21 protein-coding genes and 1 riboswitch are annotated in these 20,199 nt (G+C 48.7%); of the genes, 4 read left to right on the top strand and 17 right to left on the bottom strand.

Annotated elements, in window-relative coordinates:
- Position 1 precedes the first annotated feature (1 nt).
- The 6 genes from MHI06_RS07305 to cobD all read right to left on the bottom strand — a co-directional run bounded on the left by MHI06_RS07305 (position 2) and on the right by cobD (position 6,405).
- Positions 2-1,048, bottom strand: a complete 1,047-nt coding sequence (locus MHI06_RS07305) for an iron chelate uptake ABC transporter family permease subunit (protein ID WP_340400980.1) — start codon at positions 1,046-1,048, stop codon at positions 2-4.
- Positions 1,045-2,043, bottom strand: coding sequence for a helical backbone metal receptor (locus tag MHI06_RS07300; protein WP_340400979.1), 999 nt, complete (start codon positions 2,041-2,043; stop codon positions 1,045-1,047). Before MHI06_RS07300 ends, MHI06_RS07305 begins: the two co-directional genes overlap by 4 nt.
- A gap of 443 nt (positions 2,044-2,486) precedes the next feature.
- A riboswitch (cobalamin riboswitch) is annotated at positions 2,487-2,634 on the bottom strand.
- A gap of 139 nt (positions 2,635-2,773) precedes the next feature.
- The gene (locus tag MHI06_RS07295; RefSeq protein ID WP_340400978.1) at positions 2,774-3,433 is read right to left on the bottom strand and encodes a histidine phosphatase family protein; all 660 of its coding nucleotides are present in this window, start codon (positions 3,431-3,433) and stop codon (positions 2,774-2,776) included.
- Positions 3,424-4,404, bottom strand: a complete 981-nt coding sequence (gene cbiB / locus MHI06_RS07290; protein WP_340402072.1) for an adenosylcobinamide-phosphate synthase CbiB — start codon at positions 4,402-4,404, stop codon at positions 3,424-3,426. The genes MHI06_RS07295 and cbiB overlap by 10 nt, the downstream gene beginning before the upstream one ends.
- Before the next feature lie 44 nt (positions 4,405-4,448).
- Positions 4,449-5,270: an adenosylcobinamide amidohydrolase gene (locus tag MHI06_RS07285; protein WP_340400977.1), complete on the bottom strand. Its 822-nt coding sequence runs from the start codon at positions 5,268-5,270 to the stop codon at positions 4,449-4,451.
- Positions 5,251-6,405, bottom strand: coding sequence for a threonine-phosphate decarboxylase CobD (gene cobD / locus MHI06_RS07280; RefSeq protein ID WP_340400976.1), 1,155 nt, complete (start codon positions 6,403-6,405; stop codon positions 5,251-5,253). Before cobD ends, MHI06_RS07285 begins: the two co-directional genes overlap by 20 nt.
- Positions 6,406-6,658: 253 nt before the next feature.
- On the opposite strand from cobD, the gene MHI06_RS07275 reads away from it, so the two are divergent.
- Complete coding sequence (locus MHI06_RS07275) at positions 6,659-7,663, top strand: lipoate--protein ligase (protein ID WP_062833160.1); 1,005 nt, start codon at positions 6,659-6,661, stop codon at positions 7,661-7,663.
- A 58-nt stretch (positions 7,664-7,721) separates the two neighbouring features.
- Positions 7,722-8,525, top strand: coding sequence for a Cof-type HAD-IIB family hydrolase (locus tag MHI06_RS07270; protein ID WP_062833159.1), 804 nt, complete (start codon positions 7,722-7,724; stop codon positions 8,523-8,525).
- Between the two features lie 152 nt (positions 8,526-8,677).
- On the opposite strand, the gene MHI06_RS07265 is transcribed toward MHI06_RS07270, so the two are convergent.
- A complete protein-coding gene (locus MHI06_RS07265) occupies positions 8,678-8,989 on the bottom strand; it encodes a hypothetical protein (RefSeq protein WP_340400975.1) in 312 nt (103 codons plus the stop codon).
- Positions 8,990-9,026: 37 nt separating this feature from the next.
- Positions 9,027-9,965: an EamA family transporter gene (locus tag MHI06_RS07260; RefSeq protein WP_340400974.1), complete on the bottom strand. Its 939-nt coding sequence runs from the start codon at positions 9,963-9,965 to the stop codon at positions 9,027-9,029.
- A 120-nt stretch (positions 9,966-10,085) separates the two neighbouring features.
- Between MHI06_RS07260 and MHI06_RS07255 the strand changes: the two genes are divergently transcribed.
- The gene (locus tag MHI06_RS07255; RefSeq protein WP_340400973.1) at positions 10,086-11,507 is read left to right on the top strand and encodes a PLP-dependent aminotransferase family protein; all 1,422 of its coding nucleotides are present in this window, start codon (positions 10,086-10,088) and stop codon (positions 11,505-11,507) included.
- A gap of 99 nt (positions 11,508-11,606) precedes the next feature.
- On the opposite strand, the gene clpP is transcribed toward MHI06_RS07255, so the two are convergent.
- The 8 genes from clpP to cysT all read right to left on the bottom strand — a co-directional run bounded on the left by clpP (position 11,607) and on the right by cysT (position 18,654).
- Positions 11,607-12,188: an ATP-dependent Clp endopeptidase proteolytic subunit ClpP gene (clpP, locus tag MHI06_RS07250; protein WP_036610761.1), complete on the bottom strand. Its 582-nt coding sequence runs from the start codon at positions 12,186-12,188 to the stop codon at positions 11,607-11,609.
- Between the two features lie 18 nt (positions 12,189-12,206).
- The gene (locus tag MHI06_RS07245; RefSeq protein WP_340400972.1) at positions 12,207-13,076 is read right to left on the bottom strand and encodes an RNA polymerase sigma factor; all 870 of its coding nucleotides are present in this window, start codon (positions 13,074-13,076) and stop codon (positions 12,207-12,209) included.
- A 134-nt stretch (positions 13,077-13,210) separates the two neighbouring features.
- Entirely contained in the window at positions 13,211-13,999 is a 789-nt protein-coding gene (locus MHI06_RS07240) for an MBL fold metallo-hydrolase (protein WP_340400971.1), read from the bottom strand.
- 284 nt (positions 14,000-14,283) lie between these two features.
- On the bottom strand, positions 14,284-14,730 hold the full coding sequence (locus MHI06_RS07235; RefSeq protein WP_169480089.1) for a hypothetical protein: 447 nt from the start codon (positions 14,728-14,730) through the stop codon (positions 14,284-14,286).
- 158 nt (positions 14,731-14,888) lie between these two features.
- Positions 14,889-15,953, bottom strand: a complete 1,065-nt coding sequence (locus MHI06_RS07230; protein WP_340400970.1) for a sulfate ABC transporter substrate-binding protein — start codon at positions 15,951-15,953, stop codon at positions 14,889-14,891.
- A gap of 25 nt (positions 15,954-15,978) precedes the next feature.
- Positions 15,979-17,043 (bottom strand): sulfate ABC transporter ATP-binding protein, encoded by a 1,065-nt coding sequence (gene cysA, locus MHI06_RS07225; protein ID WP_169480091.1) that lies wholly within the window; start codon positions 17,041-17,043, stop codon positions 15,979-15,981.
- 1 nt (position 17,044) lies between these two features.
- Positions 17,045-17,842, bottom strand: a complete 798-nt coding sequence (locus MHI06_RS07220; protein ID WP_340400969.1) for a sulfate ABC transporter permease subunit — start codon at positions 17,840-17,842, stop codon at positions 17,045-17,047.
- A complete protein-coding gene (cysT, locus tag MHI06_RS07215; protein ID WP_169480092.1) occupies positions 17,839-18,654 on the bottom strand; it encodes a sulfate ABC transporter permease subunit CysT in 816 nt (271 codons plus the stop codon). The genes MHI06_RS07220 and cysT overlap by 4 nt, the downstream gene beginning before the upstream one ends.
- A 345-nt stretch (positions 18,655-18,999) precedes the next feature.
- Here cysT and MHI06_RS07210 point away from each other — a divergent pair, with 345 nt between their 5' ends.
- The gene (locus MHI06_RS07210; protein ID WP_145320375.1) at positions 19,000-19,401 is read left to right on the top strand and encodes a secondary thiamine-phosphate synthase enzyme YjbQ; all 402 of its coding nucleotides are present in this window, start codon (positions 19,000-19,002) and stop codon (positions 19,399-19,401) included.
- A 190-nt stretch (positions 19,402-19,591) separates the two neighbouring features.
- On the opposite strand, the gene MHI06_RS07205 is transcribed toward MHI06_RS07210, so the two are convergent.
- Complete coding sequence (locus MHI06_RS07205; protein ID WP_017689980.1) at positions 19,592-20,194, bottom strand: TetR/AcrR family transcriptional regulator; 603 nt, start codon at positions 20,192-20,194, stop codon at positions 19,592-19,594.
- Between the last annotated feature and the right edge of the window lie 5 nt (positions 20,195-20,199).

Raw genomic sequence — 20,199 nt, 5'->3', positions numbered from 1 at the left:
CTCATGGCATCATCCCCTTCTGCAGTTTTTTGTTCCGTTGTAACAGGTAAGCGAAGAATGGTGCACCTACAAAGGCCGTCACCACACCAAGCGGAATTTCAGTCGGCGCCAGTAAGGATCGGGCAATGGTGTCTGCCCATACCATGAAGATGGCCCCACCAATGGCGGATAAAGGCACCAGCAATCGATAGTCAGGCCCCACAAGCAACCGAAGCATATGCGGAATCACCAATCCAACGAAGCCAATAACACCGGATACGGAGACCGCTCCTGCCGTAAGAAGTGTTCCTACAGCAAGCACGGACAACTTCAGTCGATCGACGCCAACCCCGATATGCGCAGCTTGACGTTCTCCGAGCGCAAGAACATTCAAGGAACGTGCACGGCTCCAGAGAAAGATTAGACCTAACAGAAAATACGGGAAAAGGATGGCCGTATACGACCACCCACGCAGAGCCAGACTTCCCATCGTCCAGTATATAATTTCATTAATGGTCTGTTTCGACATCGTCGACAGGAAGGAAACCACCGCTCCCAAGAAACTTTGCATCACGACACCAGCCAGAATCAGACTGTGTGTTGGTATTTTGCGTCCTTCACGAGCCAGGGACATGACGAACCATAATGTTAATACACCTGTCAAAAAAGCTACCAGTGGCAACGTCCAGATTCCGATCAGTGCATACTGCAATCCGAAGAAAATCAAGAAGGCTGCACCCACCGAAGCACCGGATGATACGCCCAGAGTGAACGGGTCCGCCAGCGGGTTCCGAAGAACCCCCTGGAATCCCGCACCGGCAATCGCCAGCGATGCCCCCACGAGCACAGCAAGCAGTACACGTGGGAATCTGACTTTCCAGATAATCTGTTCGGCTGCTGCACTCCAGTCGGGCGTGATCCAGTCTCCGACCCATGGCAAGTGATGAAGTAGAATACCTGCAATGTCACGAATAGGCAAGGAAACCGAACCGATGCCCGTGCAGATGAGCACGGTTAACACAAGCAGCGCGATCCCTGCCGATGCGTACACGGCCAGTTTTTTACTCATTGGAACAGGTCAGGATAGATCGCTTTGGCTACTTCTTTCAGACCTTCGGTTACACGTGGGCCTGGACGGCTGAGCAGATTGGCATCTAGGCCGATGACTGCATCGTTCTTCACAGCCGTGATTTGATCCCAACCACTGCGAGCTTTAATGATCTGATCCAGTGTTTTGGAGTTTTCATCAATGACATCGTTGGCATACAGAATCACATCCGGGTTGGAGGCAATTACGTTCTCTTCATTAATTTCATACCAGCCCTCTTTGTCCGAAGCAATATTGCTACCACCGGCTACAGTAATGAGTTCATCCATAAATTCGCCTTTACCCACAGTCCAGCCTGGGGAGAATTCAACGTATACATTTTTCTTCTCTTCCGGTTTAACAGCGCTCACCGCTTCAGTTACATCAGTCACATCCTGTTTCATCTGTGTGATGATCTCCTGAGCTTTTTCTTGATGATCCGTGATTTTACCGAAAGTTTCGATGTTGTTCATCACATCATCGATCGATTTTGGATCCGTTTTGAAAATGGTAATGCCCAGCTCACGCAGTTTCTTCACTGCATCTTCGCTCATCGAGATACCTGTGAATACAATATCGGCTTCAGCCGCAATGATGGACTCTTCATTTGGCTTCGTTATGCCACCCATTTTCGCTTTGGTTGTTGCAGCTTCAGGATAATCATCATAGTCGGATACCCCTACAATCTGCTCGTCCAATCCAAGTGCGAATAACGTTTCAGTCTCAGCTGGAGACACGGATACGATTTTGGCTGGCGCCTTTTCAAATGTGAACGATTCACCCGTTGCATCGGTAATTGTAAGTGGATATTGTGTTTTGAGATCCGTCTGCGCCTGGCCTTGGGACTGCTCCTGTGCCGGTTGCTGTGAAGTACCTGTGCCCTCGTTCGTTGTTGCATTGCCACATCCGGCCAAAGCCAGTGCCAGTGCCGCTGCACTCAGCAGGGACGCTACGCTTTTCCAATTCTTGAAATTCATTCTGTTATTCTCCCCTTCTCTATTTGTACTATTTTCTTGCATCGTGCTCGAGCTCTTACTACCCTTGCCTTGGTGTTCCTATTTAAGGTTTTGAACCGCAACATTTACACGTTTACGGAGAGTGCAGAACCGATCTGAAGAAACAAATTGTTCGCCTAAAGCTTTCTACAAGAAAGCTACATCGGAAGCGTATGCTATCACCGGATTTCCCCTTTCGAAAAGGGGATCAAAAAATCTGGGGATAACAGCGATCGGAAGATGGTACTGCAATCGTAGTGACCTCATGTAAATGTCTGGTTCATCTTATATGAACAATAAAAAATCCCTAATCCTTACGTCAGGATCAGGGATGACGTCTCGCATATGGCGATCTGTACGTGTTCAACATATTGTTGTGAACGCACATAGAACTGCCCGAAACGCTGTCCTTTCCTCGAAGGAACACCGGTTTGAACGTCCAGGGCAGGTAACCTGACTTACAGGAATTGTTCCTGATTTACAGTGGCGGGACCGTGCCGGACTTGCACCGGCTTCCCTATTTCACCCGTATGCCATCCATGACTATTTACAGCCATGAACCATTACTGCATGCACGCGGGACCCTTGGTCGCTGATATGGATTAACCATTCAAGTGAGCAATCTGCATTCGTATGCAGGCATTATTGCCTGTCACACGAAACTACAGTGCTGTCACACTTCTGTTGTGATTATAGGTTATATTGCACATCCTTACAACCCGATTGCCGGAAAAGTCACCCTCTCGCCAGCCCACTGATCCCCATGACGCTCCAGCAATACCTGTATGGCTTGTCCAGGGATCACCTGCGTATCCCAGAATCCCAGATCGGCAATGAGTCGGGATAAAGCATACCGAATTACACCGCCGTGGGTGACCACAATAATGGTGGGCACGCCTGACTCAGGAGAAAGCATGGACGGACAATCAGACCCTATGCACTCTTGCAGAAATGAATCGATCCGTGCAGTGAACGCCTGCCATGACTCCCCCTCGGGCGGGGTGACGTCCTGCGGAGCATCGATCCAGTCCCGGTATTGTTGGTTGTCTTTAAGTTGATCGTACGTCAACCCTTCCCATTGACCAAAATCAACCTCTCGCAGACGTGGGTCCAGCTTCACATGCCCTAATAAATGGGGCCCGATCATTGCCAGCGTCTGCTGACAACGGAGCAGATCACTGCAATATACCGAGTCCCACGAGACGTTGCTCAATTGCTCGCGTAGCGAAGCCAGTTCTCTTTCTGCATCCGGCAGCAAAGCGATATCGGTATGCCCCAAATATTTTTTTTCCACATTCCATGCGGTTGTGCCATGACGTACAAACAGGATATTTCGTTGCTGTGATCCATTCTGCCCTGCAGTTACTTCCATAACAACGTACCTCCAGCGAGCCATATTCCGAGCGTTACCAGTGTACACAGGATTACAAAAGAACCTGCTGACCAGAACATGAGACGTGTCGTTCGCACAATATCCTCTGCTGCCATCGGACGTGTTTCCTCACCCATATAGGCACGAAAAGAAGCTACGCCATGGTACACATTATGTCCACCAAGTCTGATCCCCAGTGCTCCGGCCACCGCCGATTCAGGAAAACCACTATTCGGACTTGGATGCAATCTGGCATCCCGGGTCACCATACGTGCTGCGCCTTTGGCATCCAGTTTCATGACCCATGCGCCCAAGATCAGCAGGATGGCGGTGAGCCGTGCGGGAATCCAGTTTGCCCAATCATCCAAACGGGCGGAAGCCCAGCCGAGATGCAAGTACTTCTCATTTTTATAACCAACCATGGAATCCAATGTATTCACGGCACGATAGGCCATCGCAAGTGGTGCGCCACCAATTAACGCATAGAACAAAGGGGACACGATGGCATCCACAATATTCTCCGCTACCGTCTCCACCGTTCCTCGCACAACCTCCGGTTCATCCAGATGAGCTGTGTCACGTCCAACAATCATGCCAAGTGAACGTCTTGCAGCAGGCCAATCCTTCTGAATCAGATGTTGATACACTTCCATCCCTGCATCCTTTAACCCTTTGGAAGCAATGGTAGTCGCAATAAGCACAATTTCAGCCACTACCGCTACGACTGGATGAATGAAACCCAGCACATATACGAATGCCCAAGTGATTACAAACGCCCCACCCGCAATCAGCAACGGAAATAATAGACCCGCTCTTTTCAGCCCGGAATCCGTGCTCACACGGGAACGAATACTACGCTCTAGCGCAGAGATGGCCTTCCCCATGCCGATCACTGGATGAGGAATCCAACGCGGATCACCGATGCATCGATCAAGTATGTAAGCCCCTATAATAATCCAGGCACCCGCCATTCCCGTCCAGAACGGCCAGGAGGCCAGTTGCCCTATCTGAAATGTCATTTCACCCTGTTCCTCTCTTTCCACTGCTGTCCCGCTTGTAGGCTTTCCATGATCGTGTCATACACCAACCTGCCGATGGCTGCACCAATAACCGTAGCTGTTCCCGCATAAGAAATTAGCGGCTTGTGCTCGTGCACCTGACTGACTGCAAGTACAATAGCATCCGTTGTCGTCCCGGTGGCCAGCAGCCCGTTCTCCGAGTCCGCAACACTGAAATCAGCCAGCGCCGCCGCTTTGGCTTCCACCGCAGTCTGGACGGCATTCACCATCGCTCCAGATGTCATGCGTCCGTTCAACCATAACATGACGTTAATCGTGCCTGGGACGTAAGGCTTCATGATTTGAGATTGGGTTGTGGATTTTAAAGGTCTTACAGCAACAGTCTCGTTTCCCTCCGTATCAAATACGGTTCTTACGGAACCTGCCCGCGCAGCATTGGACACCCCGGCTGTTGTACAACACAGAATTCCGAATTCCTCACTTGTATATTCCTGAATGGAGGTATGCTCCAGTCGAACCGCAGTCAGCAATCCCGCACATTGATCAGGCTGCTCCTTCCATTCATTTAGAGAACGTTCGATATCACGAGGAGGATCATCGCAGCGATAATGCCGATCCACATAGATGTTAAATATCCGATTCAGCTCAAGCATCCCGCCACCATATACCGCACTTGAAATTGCACTGGCAACAGAAGGACTCGCAGCGCGGATATGTCGATCGTGTGCAGTAATTTTCAGCCCGGGCCACGAAGAGGAACGGTATTCGTTCTCGCCTGCCTGTGCATTCTTGTAGTAATTATAAAACGGCAGTGTCATCGCACGTTCCCCCTGCTCCGATCATATGTCTATTGAGATGTGGCTGCCCCATTACACTTCCTAACACTTCGAGTAAGCTTTCGTTGGCCTCTGCGTCCTTTACTGCCAAGCGTACATGTCGTTCACCAAGTCCTGGATACATGGCACAGCTACGGATCAGAATGCCACGCTTGCCCAGCGCTGCCTGCATGGATGCCGCTGTCCAGGGTTTAGGCAGTTGGACCAGAATAAAATTAGCTTCTCCCGGCGTTACCACACAACCATACGACTCCAAGCCTTTCGTTAAACACACACGTTCCTCGGCGATCTGTGCCAGCGTTTCCTGCTCGAACCACTCTCCACTGCGCAGACAGGCTTCACCTGCAATCAATGCCAATCCATTCACACTCCAGGTCACTTGTTTCTCCGTCATCGCACGAATCCATTCCGGACGTCCCAAAGCATACCCCAGACGCAGACCCGGAATGGCATAAAACTTCGTCATTGATCGAATGATGATCACCTGTGAGTATTCGTTCAATCTTGGTGCAAGAGATTGTCGTCTTGATTCAGGAATGAAATCCATAAATGCCTCATCGATGACCAAGACAGTACCCGTTTTCTCTGCTTTGCGAGCCAGACGATGCAATACCTCCACCGGATACTGTACGCCATTTGGATTGTTGGGCTGACCGAGAAACAGCAGGTCTACCTGTTCCATCAGTCGTTCAATGTTCTCAGGTTCAGCACGCCACTCCAGCTGCTCTCGTCCCTCCACATGCTGGACTTCCGCACCGAATTGTCGCGCTAAAGAACGATATTCTGAAAATCCAGGTTCCACTGTGCCGACCTTCTGCGGAGCAAGTCCGAGCAAGATCAAAGCCATGCTTTCAGCAGCACCATTGCCTACCGAAATATGGTCCTGTGGCACACCCAAACGTTCACTGAGTAATGATTTGAACCCTCGATGGCCCGGATCAGGATAACGAAGAACCGACTGCAATCCTTGCTCCAAAGCCTCCAACACTTCCTTTGGCGGGCCCAACGGATTGATATTTGCGCTATAATCGAGGAAATCCGCAGCGTTCCCTCCAAACCGGGATGCGGCTGTCTCCACGTCACCGCCATGTCCGAAAACTTCAATATAACCGGTCATTCTTCCGTCACCCTTTCCACATGTCCTTTTTATTATGGATGGCGTGGGAGGTACGGGTCAATCCCGTTTTGCAAGTCTTTCTGCCAGGCTGTATGTTGCTCGTTCGTGGCGACCCTTCGGTACCCCTTCTAATTCCTTTGTGTCCCAACCACAATTCGTTTACAATAGAAGAGGAATTTCGGTTTCGTTTGTTTTACAAGGTTCACTACATAAGGGATCTTGATCCCTCACATACATTAATGGAGGAATGACCATGCTGTTTGTTGATAACCAGGGCATTACAGATCCGTCTGTAAACCTCGCGATTGAGGAGTATATTCTGAAGCATCTGCCAATGGAGGATGACAGTTATCTGCTGTTCTACATCAATCGCCCGTCCATTATTATCGGAAAGCACCAGAATACCATTGAAGAAATTAATATCGAATACGTGCAGGATAACGGTGTGCAGGTTGTCCGTCGTCTCTCGGGAGGCGGAGCGGTATATCATGATCTCGGCAACCTAAATTTTAGTTTTATTACAGCCGATGACGGTCAATCCTTCCACAACTTCCGCAAATTCACCCAGCCTGTGGTTGAAGCCTTGCAGGAACTTGGAGTCAATGCCGAGCTAACTGGACGTAACGATCTGCAAGTAGGAGAAAAGAAAATTTCGGGCAATGCCCAATTCTCCACGCGTGGACGCATGTTCAGTCACGGTACGTTGATGTTTAACCTGAATCTGGATCATGTTCAAGCATCCCTGAACGTAAATCCCGAGAAATTCAAATCCAAGAGTACCAAATCCGTGCGCAGCCGGGTTGCCAACATTCGTGATCTGATCGACAGCAACCTGACGATTGAACAGTTCCGCGATGAGCTGTTGCGTCACATTTTCCGGATGGAGCCGCAAGATGTCCCGCAATATACACTCACAGAGAAAGACTGGGACAAGATCAAGGAAATCTCTGCCGAGCGGTATAGCAACTGGGACTGGAACTATGGTCTGTCTCCGGAAAGCAATGTGAAGCATACCCGCAAATTCCCTGTCGGCATTATTGACCTGCGCATGAACATCAAAGATGGACGAATCGAAGATATCAAAATCTTCGGCGACTTCTTCGGCGTAGGCGATGTGGCGGATATCGAAGATATGCTGCGTGGCAAGCGTTATGAGGAATCCGAGGTGCGTACTGCACTTGAGGGGCTGGATGTAAAACACTACTTCGGCAACCTTGAGCTGGAAGACTTTATCGGCCTTGTTTTTCTGGAGGAGTAAAGTTGAATTTATAGATTAAGACCCGAATAGATACAGATAAAAAAGGAGAGAAACTCAGATGACCTACAAATTAATCGCAATCGACATTGATGACACACTGATCAACGACAACAAGGAAGTAACCCCTGCCACGCAAACGGCGCTGGAACAAGCGGTTGCTCATGGTGTAACTGTAACGCTGGCGACTGGCCGTGCTTATGCTTCCGCACAAGCGCTTGCTCGTCAGACCGGACTTAATGTGCCGATCATTACGTATCAAGGCGCATTGGTGAAGAACTTGCTAGACGAAAAAGTACTCTACGAGCGCTACGTTCCACAGGAGGCTTCCCGCAAACTGTACGATTATTGCCTGGAAAATAATCTTCACCTTCAAACGTACATTGATGACAAGCTGTATGCTCGTGAAGAAAACGACAAACTGCGTGATTATGCCAAATTGAACGGCACACAATATTACATCGAATCTGATTTCATCAAAGTAATTGAACAAAAAACACCGAAACTGCTGATCATCGATGAGCCGGATTACTTGGATAAGGTTGCCGTTGACCTGCGTGAGTTGCTTGGACCACAAGTGCATATCACAAAGTCCAAACCTTACTTCCTCGAGATCATGCACAATGAGGGAACTAAAGGCCATGCTCTTACATTCCTCGCAGACCACTTTGGTCACCAATTGAGCGAGTGCATTGCCATTGGCGACTCTTGGAATGACCATGAGATGCTGGAAGTTGCAGGACTTGGTGTAGCAATGGGTAACGCCATCCCTGCTCTTAAAGAGCTGGCTGATTACATTACGGCGAGCAATAACGAAGATGGCGTAAAAGAGGTTATCGAGAAGTTTGTATTGAACGCAGAGTAACCATTTTAGAAAAGTGCATTTTGCATTAACATGTGTTTTGATCAAAACACAAAATAAACAGCCCTGCACAGCGATAACTCGCTTGTGTAGGGCTGTTATTATGATCAGACCAATCAATATGCCACCCGATACTATTTTGCAATCACTTTCGCCTAGTGCCTTCCATTCCTGTACTTCTCTTCGAATTCCTGATCACGTTCCCTGATCTCTTGCATCATACTCCCCTTGGAAATACCAGAAACGAAAACAGACAACAACAGCAACGCCCCCACTATAAATAATAGGATGGCCAGTATAAATCCAACCCAGCCATGTGTCTCAGACACAGCTGCAAAATACTGCCCCCACGTATCAGACCAAACCATTACGGTCGGGATGTGTATAACAGTCGCAATATGAATTGCACCATATAGAAGAATACCTGCAAATAACAATACTACTCCAAGTTTTTGTCTGTTATCCATAGTTACTTCCTCATTCCTGTCCAGAATTACATATCACCTATTTTACCACAGGTTTGGAATTTTGGACCAATGAATTAGAACGCTCACCTCGTTTTAACCAACCCATTACTTTCTCATTCATCGCCAGCAAACCTGTAACGACCAATGCCACACCGATCCACGTAATCCAGCTGACATGTTCATCATAGACAACGGCACCCAGACCAACCGCAATCGGCGGGGAGATGTACAGCCAGGTTGCCGGGAACAACGGATTCGTACGAGACATGATCCAATAGAACAGACTATGCCCCACCATCGAGCCAATTACAGTCAGATATATCACGGACGAGACAGCAGGCACCCAATCCAGAGCGGACATATTCCACGATTCTGTCACCGCTGAGAGCAAGCTTAACAACAGTCCCCCATACATCATCTGTACTGCGTTGATTGCTACGGGATTCGTTTCTTTGAACTGATTAATAACCTTTTTGGAGTATATCGCTCCAGCTGAATAACACACTTCGCCCACCAGAACGGCAATACAGCCCCATAGCCATAATGGACTTCCACCAATGGATACACCAGGCAGAACCACAAGCACTACTCCGGCAAAACCGATTAGACATCCCGTTATCATGCGTGCAGATGTTTTTTGTCGCAACAAAGCTGTCTGCATCAGCATAATCATGAGTGGACCTGTAGCAGACAAAATAGCACCAACGCCCGAACTCACATATTGTTCAGCCCAATATAAGGTCGCAAATGTACCAAACGTCAGTCCTGCACCTGTAATGAGCATTTCTTTACGCCACAGTAGGGAAATATTGACCTTCCCCTTCATCCACATCCATGCAAACATCAAAGCCCCTGCAACGATAAAACGGACTCCAGCTGACAGAAAAGGCGGCATGCCAGCTTCCACTCCAATTTTGATTGCCAGAAACGTTGTTCCAAAAATAAGACACATTACGGTAAATGCGATCCCAACCATGCTAGCCCCTCCTTCATCTGTTCTCCATCATATAGCACTCTCTACAGAACAGAATGCACAAAACAGAACAGTTATCTTCCGTTTGCTGTTACAATAGAGTTCAAAAGGAGTGTGAGCCGGGTGGGCAAAACCATGATGATGACAGATAACAGCCTTAAACTATATGAGCAAGTAATCCATTATCTCGTTGTGCGTATAGAAGCGGGAGAGTGGGCTGAACATGAAAAACTGCCATCTGTACGAAGCCTGTCCGAGCTACTCGGCGTACATCGCTTGACCGTTTTCAAAGCGTATCAGGAGTTAAAAGAACGTGGGAATGTTTATGTGAAGGACAAGTCTGGCTACTATGTCAGTCCAGCTACCCCTTTCTCTGTAACAGATCAGGCGGATGATCCCGCTGTGTCTGCCTGGCTACATTGGGATTCACTAGCACGGGTACAGTCCCTTGAAGCTGAATACCAGTTTTCCAAATCGTTAATCGATCCCTCTCTGCTGCCCAACCGTTATTGGGGTGAACTGATGCGTGATCTGCTAGATCAATATCCCCGTTTGCTTGGAACGTATTCCACAATTCAGGGAGATCTGGAATTGCGAAGTGCGCTGGCAAGCCATTTAACGAAAAAAGAACGCTTCTATCTCTCGGCAGACGAAGTGCTCATTACTTCGGGAGCCCAACAGGCCATCGACGTAATCTCTCGCAGTCTGGTCAGACCTGGTGATCGTGTTCTGATGGATAGGCCCACGTACGGGCCTGCAATGGAAATTTTTCGCAAGCAAGGTGCTCGTCTAATCTTTACGGATATTCACTCGGATGGGTATGATCTGGAGCAGATTGAGCATCTGATGAAAACGGAGAAACCACGCTTATTCTATACGACGCCCACCTTTCATAATCCGACCGGCGTTAATGTTCCAGTTGAACAGCGCAAGCAATTACCGGAACTTGCAGAACAGTATGGTTGTTTTCTACTCGAAGACGACAGCACCTATGATATCTATTTTAAGGAGAAACCTCCTGCACCCATTTTCACCTACGACACCACCGGTCACACCCTGTACATTCGCAGTTACAGCAAGTATGTTGCACCCGGGCTACGGATTGCAGCCATCATATGTCGTCAACGATTCATGCCAGGACTACAGGCTGTAAAATCACTGACAGATAACGGGTCGCCCCTTCTGAACCAGAAGCTTTTCCTCCGTTATTTTCAGTCAGACCGCATGCATCAGCATCTGTCCAAGTTGCGGACCGCCATCCAGCTAAGGATGGAAGTAATGGAACAATGTCTACTGGAAACGGACTGGACGTGGACCCGGCCGGAGGGCGGACTCAACTTTTGGGCGGAGCTTCCCGAGGGCGTGGATACAGGAAGACTGCTTCATCGATGCATGGAGCAATCCGTTGCCTTTGTCCCCGGAACCGTATTCGATTCTTCGGATGATTCAGCCAGTCGCAAGCTGCGTTTGTCCTTCTCTTATGCACATGAGCAGCAGATTCGGGAAGGTATGAGCAGGCTCATTACGCTTGCGAAAGAAATGTAGTCTAAATTTAAAATGATCCCCACTCCTGCGTGTGTGACATAAGCGTATCGTTAGAAGCCAAAATAAGCCCGAAAGGTCACATGACCTTCCGGGCTACTGTTATGTGCTGGATATGACCTTATCCACCAATCCATATTCGACGGCTTCCGCAGCGGTCAGGAAATAGTCTCGATCCGAGTCCTTTTCAATCCGCTCAATCGACTGTCCTGTATGGTCGGCTAACAGCTTGTTAAGGCGTTGCCGGTGCTGAATGATGCGGTTAGCATGAATCAGCATATCGGATGCCTGCCCTCGCGTACCGCCATGTGGCTGGTGGATCATGATCTCACTGTTTGGCAGTGCCATACGCTTGCCTTTTGTTCCACCCACCAGCAATATCGTGCCAAAGCTCGCCGCCATACCTGTGCAGATCGTGGAGATATCCGGCTTCACGAATTGCATCGTGTCATAGATCGAGAACCCCGCAGTCACCGACCCACCGGGGCTGTTGATGTACATCTGGATGTCCTTCTCTGGATCCTCTGCAGTCAAAAACAATAACTGAGCCACAATGGCATTTGCCATCTGATCCTCAATCTCACCGGACACCATAATGATTCGATCTTTGAGCAAACGGGAGTAAATATCATAGCTCCGTTCGCCGCGAGCTGTCTGTTCCACCACATAAGGTACTACATTCATGTGTGTCGCCTCCTCGGTTTAGGCAACCATGTTGACCGTGTATCCTCCTCCATATGACATCGAGTTCATGCCAGAAGTGGAATACCCGTACATCATTGGCTGCATGGATGGAGACGGCAAAGCCTGCTGCAAAATACTACCCGCCACAGCCATCGGATCATCAGTCCGATTCAGGCACAGATCAATGATTCGAGCTGTATCTCCATTACGAAATGCCAGCAGATAGCTGCGCAGTTCCTCCCGATTGTTTTCCACTGCGCCTGCTTCATACTGCAATTCAGCGTCCGATTGTTCCAACCTGTGCCTCACTTCGGCTATGGCAGAGCGGGCACGACTTAACGCTGCTTTCACAGCGCCTTCTGTCGTATCCAACATTTTCGCAGTCTCTGCCGCCTTATAACCCATTAATTCACGTAATACATATATCACTCGCTGCCACGGTGGTAGCTTATCTACAAGAAGTTGAACAGCAGACTCCAACTCCTCGAATCGTCTTTCCTCCTCCATCTCGTGCAGAAGCGGCTTCAAGCTATCCAGTTTATATGCTAATCTCTCACGCTGACGTAAGATATCAATCCAGCTGTTGCGTGCCATACGGATCAGATAAGCTTCCCAGTTTATATCTTTAATCCCGTAAGTTCCAACGACACTCGACGACAATACTTTGAGACAAGTCTCCTGGACCAGATCCTCCGTCTCTGGAACTGATTTCGTCAGAGATAAACAATACGCATACAACGAACCCATTAGGTCGGGTAATACGGCATGGATGCTTTGGTCCAATTGGTTTTTTCCGTCGTTGCCACCGGATTCAATATTGTATTTAGCTTTTTTACCATCATCATGTGGTCTGTTGATTCTGCAATCCACGGACTTCACAAAGGCCATCTTGGGGCCCCCCTTTGCTGGTTCCTGATTGATTTTGACTTACACTATGTAAACGAAGAACCCCTTGTAAAGGATACGCTCTTCTGAATTTATTTTGTTACACTCATTAAGTTGAGTTACGCATTCGTTTCCAGCTATAAGGTTCCAAGCGGTACCTTCATCCCTGTAAGGGCAATCGTAATGCCTTGATCCAGCTTGTAATTTTGCCGTACATCGACGTCATGAGACATATGTGTAAAATAGGTATGACCCGGTTTCAGTTCCCTCAGCAACTCCTGCGCCTCGTGCATATCATACACGGAACGTGTTGAGAATTCCGCAAGCTCATGCACAAAGCTCGTTCCGAGCACCAGCATATCCAGTCCGTGCAGCGGCTCTTTCTCGGATACCTTCAGGTCTATGGCATCTGAGCAATACGCCCAGCTATATCCACCCCGATCCAATCGATAGGCGTAAGAATACCCGTTATGTCCATGGCACACTTTCCAGGAATGCACCTTCCAGCCGCCTAATTCAATATCATCATCCGTTTCCAGAAAGTCCATATGACGCCCCAACCAGGGAAACTGTCCCTGAATGGTGGCAATCACTTCACGTGGTGCATACAAACGTCCCTTCACACCCAGCCAGCGGCACGCATCGGCCCATTCCGGCAATCCTCCAATATGATCGAAATGAGCATGAGTGATGAGTAATGTATGCACCATACGCAATCCCTGCTCCTCCATCTGTGATCTCCAGTCCGGCCCGCAGTCAATCATGAACTGTTCACTCGCACCATCGCCATCACCGTCAATCAGAACAGAAGAGCGTTTCCGTCTATTTTCTCCCGTAAGCCTCGCCTCTGAACATATTTCGCAATCACAATACACACGTGGAACGCCCATCGCATCGCCAGTGCCCAGAAATGTTAGCTGATTCAATCCGCATTCCCCCTGAATTAATGATATGTAGATTGTAATCGTCCACCTCTGTTTTTGCAAAAAAAAAAGACCATCCCGCTGCAGTTTTTCACTGCAATTCGGGATAGTCTGTGGTCTGACCGTTCACCGTCAGACTTCATCTCCATGCTTCGCTCCATCGGGAGCTTGCGCTCATCCACATCTGGCGCTCCCCCTTACAGCTGGGTCATCCGCATGAAGATCAGGCTTCACCTTTTGCCAGGCCATGACCGATTGATTCAAGTCACATTAATCCAGCGCTGGGATTACACCAGTGCCCGCAGCTTCAATGTCAGTTCCTGACCTCCAGGTACATCCTTCGAGTCTGTAATGACCCAGTTTGACGCAAGTCGCTCCGCCAGCACCTCTGCCTGCTCCGGTTTCAACTGTAATCCGGTGACGATTCCTTCACCCACTGTGAAGTCTTTCTCTGGTTGCACCTTAAAGGCCTTCTCCAACCAGATTCCCAGTCCACCACGCGTGTTAAAGGTAATCCGGTACCCGTCTTTCACTGCTGCCTCCAGATTCTCACCATGCTCGTCCGCATACGAGAAAAATTCGTTATATCTGTATTCCTCTTCAGACACTTCGTCAAAAGCGGAAACGTCTTTCGCTTGAATAGCTTTTAAAAGTTCTTCCTCAGGCATCCCCTTACCACGGGCCTGCTCCAGTCGAATCGCTGTACTTTGGGATAATTTGATCTCTGAACTCATCCAACTCACACCTTCCTGCACTATGTAACAATCATGATTCAGTATACCTCTATTATAACCTTTTGGCAGTAAAAAACCTCCATCTCTACTTCCATTGAAATGAAGGTTTAGTATCAACACGCTCGGCTACCTATTCGATTGCATCAACAATACTCATATCATATTCCCGCGAGCACCTGATACCACACCCCGCGTTTGGAGTACAACGTACTGCGTACCTCATCCCATCCACCCAGATAGGTGATATCAAACAGACCTTCGGGCGTTGGGAATGTGGACTCCGTCTGTGCAAATACATCCGGATCTACTGAACGAAAACCATGCTTGGCAAAAATACGCTGTGCATCTGGTGTACGCAGATAGGCGACAAAGGCTTCCGCCAGTTCACGATTCCCGTGTTTGTCAGCATATTTATTCACCACGACTGCCGGGTTCTCAATCAGGATTGTATTCTTCGGAACGACGATGTCATAATCTACACCTTTGGCGATCCGGGCAAGCAATTCATTTTCATACGTGACGATGACATCACCAACACCATACTCGAATGCCGCCATCGAAGAGCGACCACTCTTGTCCAATGATTCAACGTTGCGATGTACCTGTTCGAGAAAAGCCTTGGCTGCGGCAGGGTCTTTCTTACCCTCTTGCTCCTCCGACAGTTTCAATCCGGCACCGTAGATGGCATTAATATCCCATTGTGCGCCCCCGGATGTCTTTGGATTGGGGTACAGTACCTTCACTCCCGGCTTGGTTAAATCCTGAAAATCACGAATCCCCAGCGGGTTACCTGCTCTTGTTCCCAGAACAACAATTGAACGAGTAATCATGCCTTCATTAGGGGTCTGTTTCCAATCGGAGCTAACCAAGTCGGCTTTGACCAGCTTATCGATATCGCTCTCCATCGCGAGCAGGGCCACATCAGCCTCGAATCCACCAACGATGGCTCTTGCCTGTGTACCCGAAGCTTCATAGGATTCCTGGAAGTTAATTGTCTGCCCAGTCTTCGCCTTCCACTCCTCCTGGAACTTGGGTAGCAACTCACCTACAGCGTCTTTCGCTACACTATAAGCACCGATCACCAGCGTATTGGACGAATCGTTACCAGTGGGCTCGTTCTGTTCGCTTGACTCCTCCTGCTTGCTGCATCCAGCGGTCATGCAGACGAGCAGAAGCATGAGGGCAACATATAAGAGTATGACTTTCTTCTTCCTCGTCTGCATGGGCAGCCCCTTTCTGTCACTCGATCTAAATCATCACCGGCATCGGATCTTCCTTCAGTCGGTTCTCAACCACCCAACTGTTGGAATCATTGAACAAGTATGCACGGTGTACAAGGACTCTAATCTGTTGACCGATCTCCAATGTCGTTTTCTCCAGGGAACGATAGGTGATTAACTTGTGACCCTGTACTTCCACCTCTACCATCCATTCACTGCCGCGGAAATGAAGATGTTTGACTGTACCTTTTTCTGTTGCAGACAACATGGTAAACTCGTTTTTCAAACCGATCTCAATATACTCTGGTCGGATCAGCGCTCGTGTACCTTCACCCTCAACCGCATGTTCGAATCCTTTCAGCTGCGAAGCATCCTCCACAACCGTAGACTCCCCGATAAATGTAGCGACAAAAGGTGTCTGCGGGTTTTTGTAAATATCCCAAGGTGTGCCCTTCTGTTCCAGACGACCCTGACTGATAATCATAATTTCGTCTGCCACTTCAATCGCTTCATCCTGGTCATGCGTTACAAATATCGAAGTAATTCCCACTCGCTCAATCAACTCACGTAACCATGAACGCAGTTCCTGACGGATCTTCGCATCAATGGCCGCGAACGGTTCATCCAGCAATAACAGCTGCGGTTCAGGGGCAAGTGCTCTGGCAAAAGCAACACGTTGACGCTGCCCACCAGACAACTGATGTGGATAGCGCTGTTCGAAACCTTTTAACCCGGTCAATTCAACGAGTTCCATAACCCGATCACGGATCTGGGCTTTCGGTGTCTTCTTGACCTTGAGTCCAAAAGCAATATTCTCAAATACCGTCATATGTTTGAACAAGGCATAGTTCTGGAATACAAATCCGATCCCCCGCTCCTGTGGAGGCAGATGATTCACCACTTTTCCGTGAAAGCGAATCTCTCCAGAACCCGGATTCTCCAGACCCGCAAGCATACGCAGAATGGACGTTTTTCCGCCTCCGCTGGGTCCAAGCAGACCGATCAGATGGCCTTTGGCAATATCGAATGAGACATCTTTTACCGCATGAAAATCACCGAAATGTTTGTTCAGATCACGGACTTCTACATGCATATCAATGCACTTCCTTTCGCTTCTTGGCCCATTCCATCATGAGCAGTAGCCCGACGGAGAAGGTGACCAGCACCAATGCCACACCATTTGCGGCAGCAACATTAAAATTCTCAACATCCTGATAGACCAGCGTTGTTGCTGTCTGCGTTTTGTTCATAATATTACCGGATACGACCAGCACTGCACCGAATTCCCCGAGCGAGCGCGCAACCGTCAAGACAAGACCGTACACCACCGCCCAGCGGATCGAAGGCCAGGTCACACTCCAGAACGTTCTCCAGCCGTAGGCGCCAAGGGTAGATGCTGCCTCCTCTTGCTGTGAACCGAGTTCCTGCAGAACAGGCATAACCTCTCTGACCATCAGTGGAAAGGTAACAAATAACGTTGCGATCACCATACCTGGGAAGGCATAGACCACATTGAATCCGATTCCTTCAAAAAAAGCGCCCATAATGCTGTTAGGTCCCAACATCAACACAATCATCAAGCCGCCAATGACAGGAGATACGGCATAAGGCAGGTCTACAATGCTGTTCAACAGCCCTCTCACCCGTTCACTCAGCCACCCGGCACGTACCAGATACAGGGCCATCATGATGCCAAATAATGTATTTAACAGGGTGACCACCAGAACCACCAGTCCGGTCATCATCAAGGCGTGTAGCGCCTCAGGGCGCATTAACCCTTTCAGGAATCCGCCTGCCCCGTCTTCAAATGCGCCAATAAAAATGCGTCCGAGCGGGATGATCAGCAGTACAATAAATACCGCAAACGTCAGTCCGATTAAGAGTCGTCTCATCGTCTTCTCCCCCGCATCTGCACCAGATTGATCAGCCAGAGGATCAGGAAAGAGAGCGTCAGGAGCAACACGGATACAGCAGCTGCCCCAGTTGGATTATCACTTTCAATCTCCCCGTAGATAAATACGGAAGCGGTCAGTGTTCTTCCCGGAATGTTACCAGCCACCAGCACAACAGCCCCGAATTCAGCGAGTCCTCTGGAGAAAGCCAACATCCCCCCACTGATCATGCCAGGTGCCATGGAAGGCAGAATAACCTGCATGAACGTGCGAGCCTTGGAAGCACCCATCGTGTACGAGGCCTCTTCCTCGGAAGGATCAATCTCTTCCAGTAAAGGCTGCACCGCACGGATCACAAATGGAAATGTGACAAAGGTCATCGCGATAACAATTGCGGGCTGGTGAAACACTATCTCGAATCCCATGGATTCTGCCAGTTTCCCGATGGCACTGACCGGACCCAAGAGCAGCATAATCATTAAGCCGCCCACTGCGGTTGGCAGTGCAAACGGAAGATCGACCAGACTGTTGAGAAACGATCGGCCCACAAAGCGATACCTTGTCAACACCCATGCGATCATCGTGCCAAGAACCACATTAATCAGCGTTGCAATCACCGCCAGCCGAATGGTCAGCAGTACGGCTTTCCACGCGATCGGGTCCGTAATGCTCTGAACAAAGTTGCTCCATCCTTCGGAGAAGGAATTGACGTACACACCGATGATTGGAAGTACAATAAGTACGATAAAATATAACAATACGGTACTGCGAAATCCCCAAGTCCATCCCTTATGACGAAGAACGGTATTCATTGCTGCGTTCCCTCCCAGCCTCCGGCTTTAGTTCCGGTCGGCAGTCTCCCTGCTTCGATACGACATTTTTCCTAAGTTGGATTATATTACTTTAATATTATTCCCATTAGTCTACTTGGTTTTGCTTTTCTGATACTTTACCAGTTTGCAGTGCTAATCGTCAATGCTTTTATTGAATATAATTAGGCCACATATGAGATCGATTAATAAAAATCTCTTCAGGTTATTTCTGTCTTCTCCGTTATTGTGCCATTCCCATAATCAGCGTCATATGTGGTTTGTTTGGTATGTAGTGGTTAAGGTACAATCGAGGGTAAGAAATGAGATCCTAAGGAGTGATTTAATATGTTATATACGAAGAATATATCCACTTCCACACGAGATGAAATGAAAGATATCACACGGGACGTGAAGCAGGTTGTCCAAAGTAGCGGCGTGCAGAATGGGACTGTGCTCATCTACTGTCCACATACAACGGCGGGTATTGCCATCAACGAAAATGCAGATCCGGATGTGAAACACGATGTATTGTTGCGCCTGGACGAAGTGTACCCTTGGGAGCATCCCGAGTATCGACATGCCGAAGGCAATACAGCCTCTCACCTGAAATCGATCACAACGGGGCCATCACAGACGGTGATTATTCATGAAGGCAGACTGCTGCTTGGCCGATGGCAGGGCATTTACTTTTGCGAATTCGATGGACCACGTGAGCGAGAGTACTTTCTCAAAATCATGGAAGGTTAGATTCGGCCCAACAGACCTGCCACCAACTCATTCATTTTTGCAAACACAAACAGGCGGTCCACCCTCATTTCGGGTCGGAGCCGCCTGACTTGGTCTTTGGAGCATACTAACTTTCGCGAGACAACGTTATAAAGAATTAAAGTTATGACAAATCACCGCCCTGAAGTGTAGGGGTGCAACAATAGCGCCATTATTGGACGCCAGGCTGCTGACCCAGATTGCGGCACAGCACTTTGACATGAGACAGCGCAGACGATTCAATCTCCACAAACGTTAAACGGTCCTGAATGTAATAAGAAATGAATCCGTGCATAGCCAAAAATAGCGTACGCGGTACCCTTTGAATATCCTCTTCCGTACAGTTCTCTTCATTCATATACTGCCTTATAATCGATGCAAACAATTCAAAGCAACGTCCCTGTTCGGTACGACAATAAGACAACAGTTCTTCGTCCCTGATCATAAACATAATTTCGTATTGGTATGGATTCTCCAGACCAAAGCGAATAAACTCCATCATAATGTGCTCTACCTTGCTCACATCATCACGAACCGGCCTGACCATGGCTTGCAGCAGCAAATGCCCCAGATGATTGAAATCTTCAACCACGATGGCATAGAACAGCTCTGCCTTTTCCTTAAAGTGATAATACAGCGACCCATGACTATAGCCCAGATGCTGGCCGATGCTTCGCATCGAAATGGCGCGGTATCCTTTGGTAATAAAAAGGTGCCTCGCCGCCTCCAGTATCCGCTCCCTCGACAACTCCTGTTCGACTGCTCTTCTAGCCATATATT

Source organism: Paenibacillus sp. FSL H8-0079 (genome assembly GCF_037991315.1).
In the GTDB taxonomy this organism is placed as follows: Bacteria; Bacillota; Bacilli; order Paenibacillales; family Paenibacillaceae; genus Paenibacillus.
Note: the sequence above shows the minus strand (reverse complement) of the source record. Positions and strands in the feature narration are given on the sequence as shown.

Bases quoted from the DNA above. Each gene is read 5' to 3' on its own strand.
- cobD (WP_340400976.1), bottom strand. From the start codon at position 6,405: ATGACCGGTTATATTGAAGTTTTCGGACATGGCGGTGACGTGGAGACA.
- cbiB (WP_340402072.1), bottom strand. From the start codon at position 4,404: ATGGCGGGTGCCTGGATTATTATAGGGGCTTACATACTTGATCGATGC.
- MHI06_RS07220 (WP_340400969.1), bottom strand. From the start codon at position 17,842: ATGAGACGACTCTTAATCGGACTGACGTTTGCGGTATTTATTGTACTG.
- cysT (WP_169480092.1), bottom strand. From the start codon at position 18,654: ATGAATACCGTTCTTCGTCATAAGGGATGGACTTGGGGATTTCGCAGT.
- clpP (WP_036610761.1), bottom strand. From the start codon at position 12,188: ATGAATGTAGTACCTTATGTGGTGGAACAGACAGCTCGCGGCGAACGG.
- MHI06_RS07205 (WP_017689980.1), bottom strand. From the start codon at position 20,194: ATGGCTAGAAGAGCAGTCGAACAGGAGTTGTCGAGGGAGCGGATACTG.
- MHI06_RS07275 (WP_062833160.1), top strand. From the start codon at position 6,659: ATGCTGTTTGTTGATAACCAGGGCATTACAGATCCGTCTGTAAACCTC.
- MHI06_RS07265 (WP_340400975.1), bottom strand. From the start codon at position 8,989: ATGGATAACAGACAAAAACTTGGAGTAGTATTGTTATTTGCAGGTATT.
- MHI06_RS07210 (WP_145320375.1), top strand. From the start codon at position 19,000: ATGTTATATACGAAGAATATATCCACTTCCACACGAGATGAAATGAAA.
- MHI06_RS07235 (WP_169480089.1), bottom strand. From the start codon at position 14,730: ATGAGTTCAGAGATCAAATTATCCCAAAGTACAGCGATTCGACTGGAG.
- MHI06_RS07300 (WP_340400979.1), bottom strand. From the start codon at position 2,043: ATGAATTTCAAGAATTGGAAAAGCGTAGCGTCCCTGCTGAGTGCAGCG.
- MHI06_RS07245 (WP_340400972.1), bottom strand. From the start codon at position 13,076: ATGGCCTTTGTGAAGTCCGTGGATTGCAGAATCAACAGACCACATGAT.
- MHI06_RS07305 (WP_340400980.1), bottom strand. From the start codon at position 1,048: ATGAGTAAAAAACTGGCCGTGTACGCATCGGCAGGGATCGCGCTGCTT.
- MHI06_RS07295 (WP_340400978.1), bottom strand. From the start codon at position 3,433: ATGGAAGTAACTGCAGGGCAGAATGGATCACAGCAACGAAATATCCTG.
- MHI06_RS07270 (WP_062833159.1), top strand. From the start codon at position 7,722: ATGACCTACAAATTAATCGCAATCGACATTGATGACACACTGATCAAC.
- MHI06_RS07260 (WP_340400974.1), bottom strand. From the start codon at position 9,965: ATGGTTGGGATCGCATTTACCGTAATGTGTCTTATTTTTGGAACAACG.
- cysA (WP_169480091.1), bottom strand. From the start codon at position 17,043: ATGCATGTAGAAGTCCGTGATCTGAACAAACATTTCGGTGATTTTCAT.
- MHI06_RS07285 (WP_340400977.1), bottom strand. From the start codon at position 5,270: ATGACACTGCCGTTTTATAATTACTACAAGAATGCACAGGCAGGCGAG.
- MHI06_RS07230 (WP_340400970.1), bottom strand. From the start codon at position 15,953: ATGCAGACGAGGAAGAAGAAAGTCATACTCTTATATGTTGCCCTCATG.